We start from the raw sequence: 15,253 nt of genomic DNA, 5'->3' as shown, positions 1-15,253 counted from the left end.
ATACACCTCAAGTCTTGGGCAGGCAAAGGGAGTTGGCTGATCCAGCCATTCGGTGAAGTGGTGGGAAAGCCCGGTCAGGCGGGGCTGAAGCCCATGAGCGGAAGCAGACCGGTCCGGTCGAGCTGGGACTCGATCAGAGAGACGGCGTCGTCGCGCTCCAGCGAGCGTCCGTCCTCGTAGGCCGCCGCGTGGGCGGTGTCGCCGAGCTCCGCGGTCAGTGCTTCGGTGAGCCGTGAGACATCGGTGTTGGCGGCATCCGGGGCTCCGCGCAGTACGTGGGCGGCGCCCAGTACGGTCGCCGCCGCCCCTGCGTCCCCGCAGCGGTGCAGAAATTGCGCCACCGCGACACCGACCATGGCCACCAGGAGCATGTCGGCCGCCGTGTGCGCCGCCGCGAGTGCCTTGCGCAGCATGTGCCGAGCGGCCGTCAGGTCACCCTGCGTCAGGGAGATCTGGGCGCTGCCGGTCCAGTAGAGGACGCCGAACGCGGAGTCGTCGAAGGTGTCGGGGGCGGCGACGTCCCTGGCCAGCGCGTACTGCTGCGCGGCTTCGGTCAGTTCGCCGTCGAGTCGGGCCATGTCACCCAGGTTGAGCCTGGCCAGGCGCACATGGCGCGCTGCGGAGGGGCCGGCCACGACGCTCTGCAGCACCTCCCGGGCGGTGTCCGTGTGCCCGGCCTGCCGGTGGGACACGGCGAGCCAGATCCGCTGCGAGTCGTCGCCGCCCAGTTCGCGGGCCGGCACCATCGCCTCCGTCAGCGCGGCCACGGATTCGTCGAACTCGCCCTGCGACATCAGCGCGATCCCCAGATGGGTCAGCGAGGTGGCGAGGCCCCAGCGCTCACCGATGAGCCTGAACTCGCGGGCGCCGGCCCGCAGCGCACGGCACCCCTCCCGCGGATCGCCGCTGTTGAGGGTGAGCATGGAGCGAGTCAGCCAGAGCATCGCCCGGGTCCACGGGTCGGGGGCGGGCGGCAGCGCGTCGATCGCCCGCAGGCCGCCCTCGGAGTCGCCGCTGATCCATGCGAGCAGCGGCGCCAGCAGGGGCAGCGCCGGGTAGGGGCCGGAGGCGGCCTGTGCGGCGAGGCCGTCCCGTGCGTCGAGGCCGTCCCGTGCGTTCGTCGAGTCACCCGAGAAGATGGAGTTCAGTAAGTACCCGGCGGTGGCGACGGCGCGTATCTCCGGGGCGACGTCACCCGGCACGGCCAGCGCGGACTGCATTTGCCGGGACGCCTGTGCGTGCTCGCCGCGCTGGAGCCAGAAGTACCAGAGCGCGGCCCCCAGACGTACGGCGGTGTCGGCGTCCTGGGACTCGCAGGCGAAGTGGAGCGCGGCCACGAGGTTGTCGCGCTCCGTGGCGAGCGTCCGCGCCCAGCGCACCTGACCCGCGCCGCTGCGCAGATGGGGCTCCGCGGACTCGGCGAGCCGCAGGAAGTAGCGCGCGTGGGCACGCCGGGTCCGGTCCACCGAACCGGCTTCGGCCAGCCGCTCCAGACCGTACGCGCGCAGCGTCTCCAGCATCCTGAAGCGGACCTCAGGGCCGTCCACGGCCTGGAGCACCGACTTCTCGACGAGCGAGGCCAGCGTGTCCAGGGTGCGGTCACCGAGTCCGCCCAGGCTCTCCGCGGCCTCCAGCGAGACCGTGTCCGGGAACACCGCGAGCGACTCCGCGATGTGGCGCTCCTCGTCGTCGAGCAGGTCCCAGCCCCAGGCGACCACCGCGCGCAGCGTGCGGTGCGCGGGCCGTGCCGTACGGCTGCCGCCGGTGAGCACCCGGAAACGGTCGTCCAGACGGGCCGCCAACTGCTCGACGGAGAGCGAGCGAAGGCGGGCCGCCGCCAGCTCGATGGCCAGCGGAAGTCCATCGAGCCTGCAGCAGATCTCGGCGACTGTTCCGGCGTTCTCCGCGGTGACCGTGAAGCCGGGGCGGACCCGCGCGGCGCGGTCGGTGAACAGCCGCACCGCCGGGCGGTCGACCACCTCCCGCGAGGGCGCACCGGGCTCCGGGAGGCCGAGGGGCGGCACCGGGAAGAGCGCTTCGCCCAGGATGCCCAGCGGCTCCCGGCTGGTGGCCAGGATGGTCAACTGCGGGCAGTGGGCGAGCAGTTCGTCGGCCAGATGGGCCACGGCGCCGACCACGTGCTCGCAGTTGTCCAGTACGAGCATGGTGCGCACCGCGGACAGCGCCTCGACGAGCTGCCCGGTCACGGCGCCCGGACCGCCCGCGGCCTCGGACAGGCCGACGGCGCGGATGCCGAGGGCGGCGAGCACGGCGGGGGGCACGTCCTCGTCGCTGGTCACCGCCGCCAGCTCGACCAGCCATACGCCACCGGGTGTGCCGTCGACCAGATCACCGGCGACGGCTTTGGCGAGCCGGGTCTTGCCCGTACCGCCCGTGCCGACGAGGGTGATCAGCCTGCTGTCGGAGAGCTGCGTGAAGAGCCCCTCGCGCTCCTGCTCGCGGCCGACGAAGCTGGTCAGTTCCGCGCGCAGGTTGTCCCGCCGGCTGCCCAGGAGCTGCTGCACCGAGCCCTGTTGCCCGCGCAGGACCTCCAGATGGGTTTCCTGCAGCTCCCTCGAGGGGTCGGTGCCGAGCTGGTCGGCGAGCCAGGTCCTGAACTGTTCGTAGGCGCCGAGGGCTTCGGCCGATCTGCCATCCGCGTGCAGAGCGCGCACCAGCAGCGACCGCAGCCGCTCGCGGTGCGGGTGCTGGGCGGCGAGGGACTCCAAATCGGCGATGAGAGCGGGCAGTTCGGCGCCGGTCTGGACGCGCGCCGCCGCGCGGTCCTCCAGCGCGGTCAGCCGCAGCGCTTCCAGACGCGCGACGGTTCCGGTCATGAACGGCGAGGAGGACATGTTCGCGAGCGGTTCCCCGCGCCACAGGCCGAGCGCCTCGTCGAGCACACGGACCGCGTCCTGCGGCTCACCCTCCTGGAGAGCGCGGCCCCCCGTACGGGCGAGCTTCTCGAACAGCAGTGAGTCGACCGCCTCCGGCGGGATGTCCAGGCAGTAGCCGTTGGCGGACGACTCCAGCGGTGTTCCCGCGGGCAGCGCCCTGCGCAGCCGGCTGACCAACGACTGCACCGCGTGGGCACTGTTGACCGGAAGATCGTCCGGCCACAGCGCCGCGGCGAGCGAGCCCACCGAGACCGGCCGTCCCGCCTCCAGGGCCAGCCTGATGAGGAGCGTACGGAGCCGGGCCCCGCTCACCGTGACGGGCTTCCCCCCGGATCGGACCTCAAGTGGTCCCAGACAGCCAACATCCATGGGCCCATGGTGTCATCCGCGGCCCACGTGTGAGCTGGGAATGAAGCTTCCGTGCGAGCCATATGACAGCGGTCTGGGAGCGCCGGAGGGCAGCCTGAGGCGTGTTGGCAGCAGAGCCGACATCTGGAGGGGGCGGGGCCGCGGGTTGCTTGACAATCCCCCCGGGCTTCCCGACGCCTGTCGCCCCCTCCCCTCATCCTCAACCCTCGGTTTCGAGAGAGCACTGGAGAGCTATGACTGCCTTGGCACGATGGTGTTGCGCACACCGGGTCGTGGTCCTTCTGCTGTGGCTCGTGGCGTTGTTCGGCTCGGCGACCGTGGGCGCGACAGCGGGAGGGGCGTACTCCAACGCGTTCGACGTCCCCGGGACCGAGTCGGCGCGTGCGATGGAGCGCATGGAGAAGGCCTTCCCCGACCAGGCCGGTGACACCGACCGCGTGGTGTGGGAAGTGGAGAAGGGCACTGTCCGTGACGCCGCGGTACGCGCGCGCGTGAGCGGCATGCTCGACGACATCTCCAAGATGCCCGAAGTCGGCAGCGTGATGAGCCCTTACACCGAGCAGGCCGCCGGGGGCATCAGCAAGGACGGAAAGGTCGCCTACGCGGACGTCACGTTCACCAAGCAGGCGTTCGACCTGGACAAGGACAAGACCAAGGACGTCGTCGACCGGGCCGAGAAGGCCCGCACCGACGGTCTGCGCGTGGAACTCGGCGGCCAGGCCATCGAGTACGCGCAGCAGCCCGCGGAGGGCTTCGCGGAGCTGATCGGGGTCCTGGCCGCTGGTGTGGTCCTGCTGATCGCCTTCCGTTCGTTCATCGCGATGCTGCTGCCCATCCTGAACGCGCTGTTCGGCGTGGCCACCGGCGGTTCGCTGCTGGGGCTGCTCGCCCACGGGATGAGCCTGCCCGACTCGGCGCCGGTCATCGGTTCGCTGGTCGGTCTCGGTGTCGGCATCGACTACGCGCTCTTCGTGGTGAGCCGGCACCGCAAGAACCTCAAGGCGGGCATGGGCGTCGACGAGTCGGTCGAACGGGCCCTGAACACCTCGGGCCGTGCCGTGCTGTTCGCGGGCGGCACCGTGTGCATCGCCCTCCTGGCGATCTTCACGCTCGGCATGCGGTTCCTGAACGGCATCGCCGTGGCCACCGTGATCACGGTGCTGTTCACCATGCTCAGCTCGGTCACCCTGCTGCCCGCTCTGCTCGCCCTGTTCAAGATGAAGGTGCTGAGCCGCAGCGAGCGACGGGCGCTGGCAGCCGCGGGGCCCGTGTCCGCGGAGGACCCCGCCGCCCTGTCGGTGCGCTGGTCCGTCTTCGTCGGCCGCCGCCCGAGGGTCGTCGCCGTGGTCGCCGTCGTGGTGATGGCGGTGCTCGCCCTTCCCACGTTCTCGCTGCGTCTGGGCGCGAGCGATCAGGGCAACCAGCCCGAGTCGCAGACCACGCGCAAGGCGTACGACATGCTCGCCGACGGCTTCGGACCGGGCTTCAACGGCCCGTTGCAGCTGGTGGCCGATGTGCCGGGCGGCGAGCGCGACGTACGCGCCCTCGACGGCCTGGTCGAGGATGTGCGGGACACCAAGGGTGTCGTGAACGTCGCCGAGGTGCCCGTACCGGAGGCGTCCACGACGCGGGTCTACCAGGTGGTGCCCTCGTACGCGCCCCAGGACGAGGCGACCGACGACCTGATCGACGAACTGCGCGACACCACGGTGCCGGCGGCCGAGCGCGACAGCAGCCTCCAGGTGCACATCGGCGGCAACACGGCGGTGCAGAAGGACTTCGCGTCGGAGATCACGGAACGCCTGCCCCTGTTCATCACGGTCATCGCGTTGCTGGGCGCCGTACTGCTCATGATCGCCTTCCGCAGCATCGTCGTACCGCTGATGGCCGCCGTGATGAACCTGCTGGCCGCGGGCGCCGCGTTCGGCATCATCGTGGCGATCTTCCAGTGGGGCTGGGGCCTGGACGCGCTCGGCCTCGGCAAGGAGGGTCCGATCACCTCCTACATCCCGGCGTTCATGCTGCCGCTCCTGTTCGGCCTCTCCATGGACTATCAGGTGTTCCTGGTCAGCCGGATGCATGAGGAGTGGGTGCGGACCAAGGACAACGGTCGTGCGATCCGGGTGGGCCTGTCGGACACCAGCCGGGTCATCAACTGTGCGGCGCTGATCATGGTCTGTGTGTTCGCCTCGTTCGTGCTCAGCGGGGACCAGGCCGCGGTCATGACGGGCGTCGCGCTCGCCGGTGCCGTCGCCGTCGACGCCTTCGTGCTCCGGATGCTGCTCGTGCCCGCGCTGATGCACGTGATGGGCAAGGCCAACTGGTGGCTGCCCGGATGGCTGGACAAGACCCTGCCGCGCGTCGCGCTGGAAGCGCCGGCCGAAGTGGAGCCAAGTGGTGCCGTGCAGCGCGAGAAGGACCTCGTCGGCGACCGCTGATTCCGCGGGTGCGAGTGAGCCGCCTGCGGTAAACTGGATACCCCGGGATGGTATGCGCGGCGGGATGTGCCGTGCTGGAGAGATCTACGACAGGAGTAGCTCATGGAGGGTGTCACCGCGAACTACACCGTCGAGGGCATGGTCTGCCAGCACTGTGCCAGCAGTGTCACGGAGGCCATCACCAGTCTCGACGGAGTGCGTGACGTGACCGTCGAGGTCCAGTCCGGACAGGTCCGCGTGGACTCGGATCAGGCGCTCGACGAGGCCCAGCTGGCCAAGGTGCTCGACGACATCGGCTACGAGTTCGCACGCTCGGCCTGACAGCGCGGACGCACGGCACGGAAGGGCGCCACCCCCTCGGGGTGGCGCCCTTCCGCTTTCGATGGTGGGCGGTGGTCACCCGTGGGATGTCATGCCCGCCAGCCACCTTGTGACGTGCCGGGCGATCTCCTCCTGGCGGTGGGGCAGGCCGATGCCCGCGTGGTCGGTGGCCACCGGCATCACCTCGATGCCCGGGCAGGCCGCCCGCCAGGCGGGAACCGTGTCCGGCTGGGGCTCCTCGACCGCGTCGAACAGCAGCACCGGCTGAGCGTGCGGGGCGGGGTGCCAGGCCGCGGTCAGCCTGGTCTCGTGCAACTGGACACGCAGCAGCCGCTCATAGCCGGCCACATCGACCTCGGCAGGCAGCAGACCATGGGCCACGCAGGCGTCGCGGGCCACCTGGGCGAGCGTGTCCGGGCGGGCATCCCGCACCGCGGCCACCGCCGCCTCGGGTGGCGGGCCGAGCGCCAGCGTGACGAGGAACGCCAGGTGCCGGCCCACCTCCGTCTGGGCCACCCGGAGGTCGGTGAACCGGCTGTCCATCATGAAGACGTACGACTCGTGCCCCAACTCGCGGAGCCGACAGGCCACTTCGTACGCGATGAAGCCGCCCATCGACCAACCGCCCAGCACATAGGGCCCCTCCGGGCGGCGCTGCAGCAGCTCCTGCGCGTACGCCTGCGCCATGGTCGCGAGGTCGGGGGCGAACGCCTCATCCGATGTGTCGACGTGCGGCCGGCTCTGGAACGCGTGCACCGGCCCCGGCCACGCTCTCGCCAGCGGGATGTACGGAGCGACCGAACCGCCCATCACGTGGAAGAGCACCAGCTCCTGGCCGGTGCCATCGGCGAGGCGCACCCCGCACGAGGGGCTGCGCCCGGTGTCCGCGTCCTCGTCGAGACAGGCCGCGAACTCCCGCACCGTAGGCGCTTCGAAGACCCGCCCGAGCGGGAGGTCGACGCCGAGCTCGGCCCGCACCCGGTTGACCATCCGCAGGGCGAGCAGTGAATTGCCGCCCAGCGAGAAGAAGTTGCTGTCCGGCCCGACCGACTCGACCTCCAGCAGCTCCGTCCACAGTTCGGCCAGCTGCTTGAGGCGCGGATCGTCGTCGGCCGCCGGACCTTCCGTGGCCGGCGCGGGCTCAGTGGCGGGCAGCAACTGCAGGGCCCGCGCGGCGTCGACCTTTCCGTTGGGCGTCAGCGGGAGCTGGTCCACGAGGTGCGTCCGGCCCGGAATCATGTAGTGCGGCAGATGCCGGCGCAGATGTGCCACGAGCGCCGCGCTGTCGAGGCCTTCGCCCTGCTCACCCGGCTCGGGGACGGCGAGGGCGACCAGCCGCCGCTGCCCGCCGGGGGAGTTGTCGACGCACACCACGCATTCGCGTACCGCCGGATACGAGCGCAGCGCCGCTTCCACCGAACCCGGCTCCACGCGGTAGCCGAGTATCTTCACCTGGCGGTCCTCACGGCCCATGAACTCGATGGTCCCGTCGGGCCAGTAGCGTCCCAGGTCACCCGTCCGGTAGAGCCGTTCCCCGGTGCGCGGGTGGGTGATGAAACGCTCGGCGGTGCGCTCCTCATCCTGCCAGTAGCCACGGGCAAGACCGACGCCGCCGATGTGGATCTGTCCGATCGCCCAGGGCTGACGGATGTCAAGACGGTGGTCGAGCACCCGCATCGTCTGGTTCTTCAGGGGCTTTCCGTACGGGATGCTGCGCCAGTCGGGGTCCACCTCGTCCACCTCGTGGATGTTGGACCAGATGGACGCCTCGGTGGCGCCGCCCATGGCGATGGTGCGCACGTCGCTCCACAGCTGCCGCATCCGGCCCGGCAGCGCGGTGGGGACCCAGTCGCCGCTCAGCAGAAAGGCGCGGATCGCGGCCGGGGTCAACTCCGGGCGCTCCTCCGCCACTTCGACGATCATCTCGGCGAGCGCGGGCACCGAGTTCCACACGGTGACGCCGTGGCGCTGTGCGGCCGCCGCCCAGGCGATCGGATCGGGCAGCGGCGCCGGGGCCGGTACGACCAGGGCGGCGCCGGCCGCGAGGGTCCCGAAGACGTCCCACACGGACAGGTCGAAGGCCAGCGAGGAGATGCCGAACACCCGGTCGTCCGGGCCGAGCCCGAGCCGCTCGTTGATGTCCATGACGGTGTTCAGGGCGGCGCGGTGCTCGATCATCACGCCCTTGGGGCGGCCGGTGGAACCGGAGGTGTAGATGATGTAGGCGAGGTCGTCGGGAGCCGCCGCCACGTCGGGCAGCGGACGCGCCGACGGCTCGGCCCCGTCCACGTGGAGCACCGGAAGGGGGCGCGGCGCCGGAGCGAGGTCGGGCTCCGCGTGCGACTGGGCGAGGACCACCCGTGCCGCGCACTCCTTGAGGAGGTCGTGCATCGGCCCCGTGGGCATCCGCGCGTCGATCGGTACGTAGGCGGCGCCGGCCCGCAGCACGCCGAGCGCCGCGGCCATCTGTTCCCAGCCCTTGACCATGACGACCGGCACGATGTCCCCGCGCCGCACTCCCTGGTCAAGCAGCCAGTGTGCGACAGCGCGGGAACGGGACTCCAACTCGCCGTAACTCACGGTGCGTTCGTCGGTGATCAGCGCCGGGGCGGCGGGGTGCTCGGCCGCCTGCCGCAGGAAGCGTTCCTCAAGGCGGCCATCGGGCAGCCCGGCCGCCGTGTCGTTGACCGCCGCGATCAGCGCCCGGTGGGCGGCCGGCACCGGGTCGGGCCGCTTCTCCGCCCCGTCCGGCCGGGACAGGACGTCGAGGAGATGCTGGTAGGTGGCGACGAGCAGCTCGGGCAGGCCGTGCGGGAAGGCGTCGTCGATGAAGTCGATGTTCGAGGCGAGGCCGCCGTCCGGCAGGTCGCGGACCTGGTTGTCGAGGAGCACCTGCGGGGTGTGCTGGACGCGCTCCACGGGACGGAACGCGGGCCTGCGCCTCTCGGGCGGGGTGTCCCATCCGGGCCCCTGATTACTGGTGAACACATAGGGGAACGAGGCGCGCTGGGTCCAGCCGCTGCGGGCCGCGAGCTCGCGGCTGATCCGCACCCCCGTCACGTCGCTGTGCGCCATGTCCTTCCACAACCGCCGCTGCAGGGTCCTGGCCCGGTCCCAGAAGTCCGTGTCACCGCGGTGATCCACTTCGAGGGGGAGTGTCGCGGTGCGCTGCCCCACCGCGGGCGGGCCACTGTGACGGGCCACCAGGTTGAGGTGCACCACGTTCAGACAGAAGTGCGGCGCCGAGGCCCAGGAGGCCAGCGCCTCGGAGAGCACGTGCATCAGGGCGGTCGCGGGTAGCACCTTGTGCTTACGGAAGTTGACGCAGAACTGCTTCCACTGCTCTTTGCTGAGGTAGGCGGTGCGGGCGGTGAACATCACCGACTCGATACCGGCGGGCTGCTTCACCAGGGGCAGCTGGGGCGCCTCGGGGAGAGTGTCGAGCCGCTCCCCCCAGTACGTCAGCTGCTTCTGGAAGTCCTCGCTCTGCTCGTGCGCGAGGAGATCAAGCCGCCATTCACGGAACGTCCGCTCCACCGGCGGCAGTTGGAGATCCGGATCGTGATACAGCTCCAGCCACTCCGTCACGGTGGTGTTGAGGCTCGGCGCGTCGACGAGGATGAGGCTGTACCGGAAGTGCACCCGCGCCCTGTGCCGGCGCAGCCTGCTCACCACCACCTCGAACAGCGGCCAGCCGGTGGGGTCCAGGCCCTCGCCGGTCATCCGCTCCCGCGTCCTGCGCACTCCCTCTTCCTGGGCCCGCGGATCGAGCCCGGTGAGGTCCACCTCCGCCACCGGCACGCGCGGCACCGAGCCCGGTTCGAGGACGCGCCCGTACCCCGACTCCTGCATGACGGTACGCAGCGTCTCGTGCCGCTCGACCACCAGGTTCAGGGCGTGTTCGGCCCGGGCGGTGTCGAAGCCCGCGGAGTCCAGCTCGATGTAGTACTGCTGGATGCCGCCGAGCTCCATCAGGCGGCTCTTGCCCACGATGTACGCCGACTGGATGTCCGTCAGCGGAAACTGATCCGCGCGGTCCTGGCCGGTTAGGTCCATCTCACTCACAGTGCACTCCCGGGTTCTCCCGTGGTCAGTCCGTCGAAGCCGCCATGCGCTCGGCGAGCATGATGCAGCTCAGGTTGGTCGGGGCACGCAGCGGAACGGGCATCACCGAGGCGTCCACCACCCGCAGCCGGTCGGTCCCGTACACCCGGCAGCGCTGGTCCACGACCGCGGCACCGCTCGTCGAGGGGCCCATCCGGGCCGTTCCGGAGGGGTGCCACATGGGAGTGGCGAACCGGCTGACCGCCCGCCGCAACCGGATGTCGTCCTCCGTCATGCGCCGCGTCCACAGCAGCATCTCCCGTACGTGGCATGAGAGTTGATCCGTGTCGAGCAGGGACCGGAGCAGCCGCATGCCCGCCATCAGGCGGGTCACGTCCGTCGGGTCGGTGGCGAGGCCCAGGGTGATGGTCGGCCGGTCGTCGGGCATGGGGCCCGAAGCGTGCACCGATCCCCGGGAGGCCGGGGCGAGCAGCATGGTGGAGAGCGCCACAAGGGTGTCGGCGTCGGTGATCCTCGCGATGTCGGGGACGGTGTGCGCCGCCACATTGCCGACGAGGAAGAGCGCCAGGTCGGGACCGCCGTCGTAAGGCCCGATGTGGGGCAGGCCGCTCGCGACCCGGGCCAGGACCTGGTGAAGCGGTGCCGTGGGCCGGCAGGAGCCCGGCTGCGGGACACCCCAGATCACCAGCGCCGCGTGGTCGGCCAGATCCGCGCCCACGCCGGGCAGCTCCGCGACCACGGGCAGGCCGAGCCGGGCGATCCGCTCCGGATCACCGATGCCCGAACGCTCCAGGATGAGCGGCGTGTTGATGCCGCCCGCGCAGAGCGTGACACGGTCGGCGCGCACGCGTGTGCGGTGGCCGTCACGCACCACTTCGACGCCGATGGCCCGGTCGCCGTCGAACAGCACACGGGAGGCCGTCGCCCCGGTCCATATGTCGAGGTTGGGCCGGGCGTGGGCGGGCTCCAGATAGGCGTCGGCCGTGGAGACGCGGCAGCCACGGCGCTCGTTGCTCGGCAGCCGGCTCGCGCCGACGTCCGAGACGTTGATGTCTTCGACCAGGGGGATGCCGCGTTCCCGGCAGGCCTCCAGAAAGCCCGTCGCCATGGGGTCGAGGACGTCCGATGCCGACCTGCGGACCGGCACGGGGCCGTCGCTGCCGTGTTCCTCGCCCGTGAAGTCGGCGTCGGTCTCCAGTTTGCGGAAGTACGGCAAGACAGCCGGCCAGGCCCACTCCGGGTTCCCCGCGGCGGCCCAGGCGTCGAAGTCGCCGGGTAGGGAACGCAGGGCGATCGCGCCGTTCACGGCCGAGGAGCCACCGAGCAACTTGCCTACGCCGTAGGGAAAGTGCCGCCCCTCGGCCTTGCTCCCCCGGTATGCGGTGTAATCCCAGTTGTGGCCGAAGAGCACGGAGGTGCCCAGCGGCGCGGAGGCCGCGGGTTCGGTGAGCCGCTCGCTCCCGGCCTCCAGGAGGAGCACCCTGCGGTCGGGATTCTCGGTGAGACGGGCGGCGAGCACCGCGCCGGCGGATCCGGCGCCGACCACCACCTCGTGCCAAGCGGCTTCCGGCACGTCGTCAACTCCTCCGGGCTGCGAGAACGGAACCGGTCCGCCGGCCGGGAACGGCCGGGGACCACTGTTGCTCCGGGTGAGGGGGCCGTGGATCGATCAGGCGTTCGCGTCGGAACGCTGTGTACGGCGCCGGAACCAGAGCAGGCCACCACCGGCGCCGAGGACGCCGGCGGCAGCGGCGCCGGTGGCGGCCGAGGAGCCGATGCTGTCCGTGGTCTCGTTCTCGCCCGCGGTGGTGTGCTTGCCCACCGTGGCGGTCGCGGCCTGGGTGGTGGCGGTGGAGGTGCCCTTGGGGACGACCTTCAGGCTCGGTGCGGGGTGCTCGGGCTCTTCGCCGCCCGGCTCGGGGATCTGCTCCCAGCGCACGACCTTGCCGTTGCTGTAGGTCTGTATCGCGGTGAAGTAGACGACATCGGTGTCGGGGATCTGGCCGGCCGCGAGCTTGAACTCGTTGAACTCGCCCGGCTTGATGCCGCCGGCTGTCGCCGTCCAGGTCACGGACGTGACGCCCGCGCCCGGGGTCGCGCCGCTGCCCTTCGTGGTGGCCTTCCAGCCCGGGTTGGCCTTGTGGAGGGCGACGGGCAGCTTCTGCGCGGTGTCGGTCGGCAGGTTGATCTGCAACTTGACGGTCGACGCGTCGTTTTCCTCGGTGGGCACGCGGAACGTCAGGGTCGGAAAACTGCCGACGGCGACCGTGGCGTCCGGGCCGCGGACGGAGACGTGAGCCGACGCGGGAATGGTGCCGGCAAACGTGATCGCCGCCGACCCGAGCAGGGCCGCAGTGATCCTGGGGAACGCTCTGTGCATGATCGTCCTTCCGTTACCGAATGAGACCGCAAGGTCCAGGCATCCGGATTCTTTCGGAAGTACCAACCGTCAAGCATCTCCCAAGTTGCCACGTCAGGAAGGGTGACTGAGGGCTACTCGGCGGGCAGCGTGCGAGTGATCTGGTTGACCCGCTGGAAGCGGCCGTCCGGAGTGAGGTCGGCGAACATGAAGATCTCGGTGTCGATGACCTGGCCGGTCTTCGTCGTCGCGCGAATCGTGTACCGGGCCGAGATGTGGTCTCCGTCGCGCAGCGCCTGCTGCACCTTGAACACGGCGCCGGTGAACTGCTTGCGCACCGGGCGGATGTGCTTGATGAGACGCGCGCGGTCGATGCTGATGCCGTCGCTGACCTCTACGAAATCAGGTGCGTAGTAACGGTCGATGACCGATCCGGTTTCGTCCTCGCTGAAGAGCGCCTCGTCATTGAAAGAGGAGAGCATGTCCTCAAGGAGTTTCTCGGTACTCATGTCTGAAACAGAGGTCACGGTGCTTCCCAATCCTGCTCGGAGAGTACTCCGGGGGGGTACCTGAACTTGATGTGAGTAAACCAGGGGCAGCGGGCCCCTGCAACCCGAACTCTGTTGTCGCGCCACGGGATTCACATAAGCAATCTCGGAGATGCCCGGCGCTCACGGCTGCCCAAGGATGAGTGACTGGGACGAAACTCGACAGAGGGGCTGGACTGTGGGCGTTTTGGGTGACCGGAACGGGACGGGGGCCTCGGACGCGGGACAGGATTCGACGGCTCCCATCGCCGTCGTGGGGATGGCGTGCAGGCTGCCGGGGGCGGAGAACCCCGAGGCATACTGGGCATTGTTGCGTGACGGGGTGGACGCGGTAGGTGAGGTACCGGCGGACCGCTGGAATCTTCCGGAGCGGGACCGGGAGCGCGAGCGGGACCGGGAACGCGATCGGGATGAGGCCGCTCGGCCGACGCAGCCGGGCACCCGGCGCGGCGGGTTCCTGCCCCACGTCGACCGGTTCGACGCGGACTTCTTCAACATCTCGCCGCGCGAGGCGGCGGCGATGGACCCGCAGCAGCGGCTCATGCTGGAACTGAGCTGGGAGGTCCTGGAGGACGCGGGCATCGTGCCGGACACGCTGCACGGCAGTGACACCGGCGTCTTCACGGGCGTGATGTGGGACGACTACGCGACGCTGGCGCGCAGGCATGACCCGGACGCGCAGACCCGGCACTCCGTGACCGGCTCACATCGCAGCGTGATAGCCAACCGGGTCTCCTTCGCCCTCGGGCTGCGGGGCCCCAGCCTGGCCGTGGACTCCGGGCAGTCGTCGTCGCTGGTCGCCGTGCACATGGCCTGCGAGAGCCTGCGGTCCGGTGCCTGCACGCTTGCTCTGGCGGGCGGCGTCAACCTGAACCTCGCCGCCGAGAGCACGATCGGCACATCGAAGTTCGGAGCTCTCTCACCGGACGGCCGCTGCTACACCTTCGATGCCCGGGCCAACGGCTTCGTACGAGGGGAGGGCGGCGGTGTGGTCCTCCTGAAGCCGCTCGAACTGGCCGTGGCCGCAGGGGACTTCATCTACTGCGTCATCCGTGGCAGCGCGGTGAACAACGACGGCGCCACGGACATGCTGACCCGCCCCAGCGCCGCCGCGCAGGCGGAGGTGGTCCGCACGGCACAGCGGCTGAGCGGGACCGGCCCCCACGAGGTGGCCTATGTCGAACTGCACGGCACGGGAACGCGGGTGGGGGATCCGGTGGAGGCGGCGGCCCTCGGCGAGGTCTTCGGGACCTGTCGCACACCGGACAACCCCGTGCGGGTCGGCTCGGCGAAGACGAACGTCGGCCATCTGGAGGGCGCCGCGGGCATCACGGGCCTCCTCAAGACGGCCCTGAGCCTCACACACGCCCAGCTTCCCCCGAGCCTCAACTTCGAACACCCCAACCCCTCCATACCGCTCCCGGACCTGGGGCTACGGGTGCAGACCACGCTGACCGAGTGGCCGGGCACGGGCCCCCGTGTGGCGGGCGTCAGCTCCTTCGGCATGGGCGGCACGAACTGTCACATGGTCTTGGCGGCTGCTCCTTCCTCGGAGGTGCCGTTGGAGTCGGGCTCGGATTCAGGTTCGGGTTCGGGTGGTGGTGGGTTGGTGTCGTTGGTGTTGTCGGCGAAGTCCGGGGTGGCGTTGGCCGCGCAGGGGGGCCGGTTGTGTGAGCATCTGACGCGTCATCCCGGGTTGTCTTTGGAGCGGGTGGCCGATGCGCTGGCCACCACTCGTACACTCTTCGATCGTCGGGCCGTGATCACCGTCAATGACCGTGAGGAAGCCCTTACGGCTCTGGCGGCGCTGGCCCAGGGTGTGCCCCATCGTGATCTGGTCACCGGGCCCGAACAGCCCACCACACAGACCGTGTTCCTCTTCCCCGGCCAGGGCTGTCAGTACCCGGGTATGGGGCGTGCCTTGTATGACACCCACCCGGTCTTCCGTGACGCCCTGGATGAGGTCTGCCGTGCCCTGGACCAGCACCTGGAACATCCCCTGCGCGACATCATCTTCTCCCACCCCGGCACCCCCCAGGCCACCCTCCTGGACCGCACCGACTACACCCAGCCCGCCCTCTTCGCCCTGGGCACCGCCCTCTTCCACCAGCTCACCCACCACAACATCACCCCCGACCTCCTCATCGGACACTCCATCGGCGAAATCACCGCCGCCCACTGCGCCGGCATCCTCACCCTCACCGACGCCGCCCACCTCATCACCACCCGCGCCCGCCTCATGCACACCCTCCCCCC

At 70.3% G+C, this 15,253-nt stretch carries 8 protein-coding genes; 3 read left to right on the top strand and 5 right to left on the bottom strand.

Features of this window, described 5'->3' with window-relative positions:
• Positions 1–74: 74 nt before the first annotated feature.
• Complete coding sequence (locus ACGFX9_RS31515; RefSeq protein ID WP_393480525.1) at positions 75–3,209, bottom strand: BTAD domain-containing putative transcriptional regulator; 3,135 nt, start codon at positions 3,207–3,209, stop codon at positions 75–77.
• A 329-nt stretch (positions 3,210–3,538) separates the two neighbouring features.
• Between ACGFX9_RS31515 and ACGFX9_RS31510 the strand changes: the two genes are divergently transcribed.
• On the top strand, positions 3,539–5,704 hold the full coding sequence (locus ACGFX9_RS31510; protein ID WP_393480520.1) for an MMPL family transporter: 2,166 nt from the start codon (positions 3,539–3,541) through the stop codon (positions 5,702–5,704).
• Between the two features lie 102 nt (positions 5,705–5,806).
• Positions 5,807–6,025 carry a heavy-metal-associated domain-containing protein gene (locus ACGFX9_RS31505; RefSeq protein WP_393480515.1) on the top strand — a complete coding sequence of 73 codons (219 nt, stop codon included), beginning with the start codon at positions 5,807–5,809 and terminating at the stop codon, positions 6,023–6,025.
• Between the two features lie 75 nt (positions 6,026–6,100).
• Here the strand turns inward: ACGFX9_RS31505 and ACGFX9_RS31500 are convergent, their stop codons facing one another.
• The 4 genes from ACGFX9_RS31500 to ACGFX9_RS31485 all read right to left on the bottom strand — a co-directional run bounded on the left by ACGFX9_RS31500 (position 6,101) and on the right by ACGFX9_RS31485 (position 12,958).
• The gene (locus ACGFX9_RS31500; protein WP_393481304.1) at positions 6,101–10,081 is read right to left on the bottom strand and encodes an amino acid adenylation domain-containing protein; all 3,981 of its coding nucleotides are present in this window, start codon (positions 10,079–10,081) and stop codon (positions 6,101–6,103) included.
• A gap of 34 nt (positions 10,082–10,115) precedes the next feature.
• Positions 10,116–11,663, bottom strand: a complete 1,548-nt coding sequence (locus ACGFX9_RS31495; protein ID WP_393480510.1) for a GMC family oxidoreductase — start codon at positions 11,661–11,663, stop codon at positions 10,116–10,118.
• Between the two features lie 96 nt (positions 11,664–11,759).
• A complete protein-coding gene (locus ACGFX9_RS31490; RefSeq protein WP_393480507.1) occupies positions 11,760–12,470 on the bottom strand; it encodes a YcnI family protein in 711 nt (236 codons plus the stop codon).
• A gap of 113 nt (positions 12,471–12,583) precedes the next feature.
• Positions 12,584–12,958, bottom strand: coding sequence for a nuclear transport factor 2 family protein (locus ACGFX9_RS31485; RefSeq protein ID WP_393480504.1), 375 nt, complete (start codon positions 12,956–12,958; stop codon positions 12,584–12,586).
• Between the two features lie 226 nt (positions 12,959–13,184).
• Here ACGFX9_RS31485 and ACGFX9_RS31480 point away from each other — a divergent pair.
• Positions 13,185–15,253, top strand: a 2,069-nt coding sequence (locus ACGFX9_RS31480; protein ID WP_393480501.1) for a type I polyketide synthase, incomplete at its 3' end; no start/stop codon positions are given.

Source organism: Streptomyces sp. NPDC048436 (assembly GCF_043200355.1).
GTDB lineage: Bacteria > Actinomycetota > Actinomycetes > Streptomycetales > Streptomycetaceae > Streptomyces.
The sequence above is the reverse complement of the archived record's forward strand: the minus strand, read 5'-3'. Positions and strand labels throughout refer to the sequence as shown.

Excerpts from the sequence above, each read along its gene's own strand:
- ACGFX9_RS31505 (WP_393480515.1), top strand. The coding sequence starts at position 5,807 with ATGGAGGGTGTCACCGCGAACTACACCGTCGAGGGCATGGTCTGCCAG.
- ACGFX9_RS31500 (WP_393481304.1), bottom strand. The coding sequence starts at position 10,081 with ATGGACCTAACCGGCCAGGACCGCGCGGATCAGTTTCCGCTGACGGAC.
- ACGFX9_RS31490 (WP_393480507.1), bottom strand. The coding sequence starts at position 12,470 with ATGCACAGAGCGTTCCCCAGGATCACTGCGGCCCTGCTCGGGTCGGCG.
- ACGFX9_RS31485 (WP_393480504.1), bottom strand. The coding sequence starts at position 12,958 with ATGAGTACCGAGAAACTCCTTGAGGACATGCTCTCCTCTTTCAATGAC.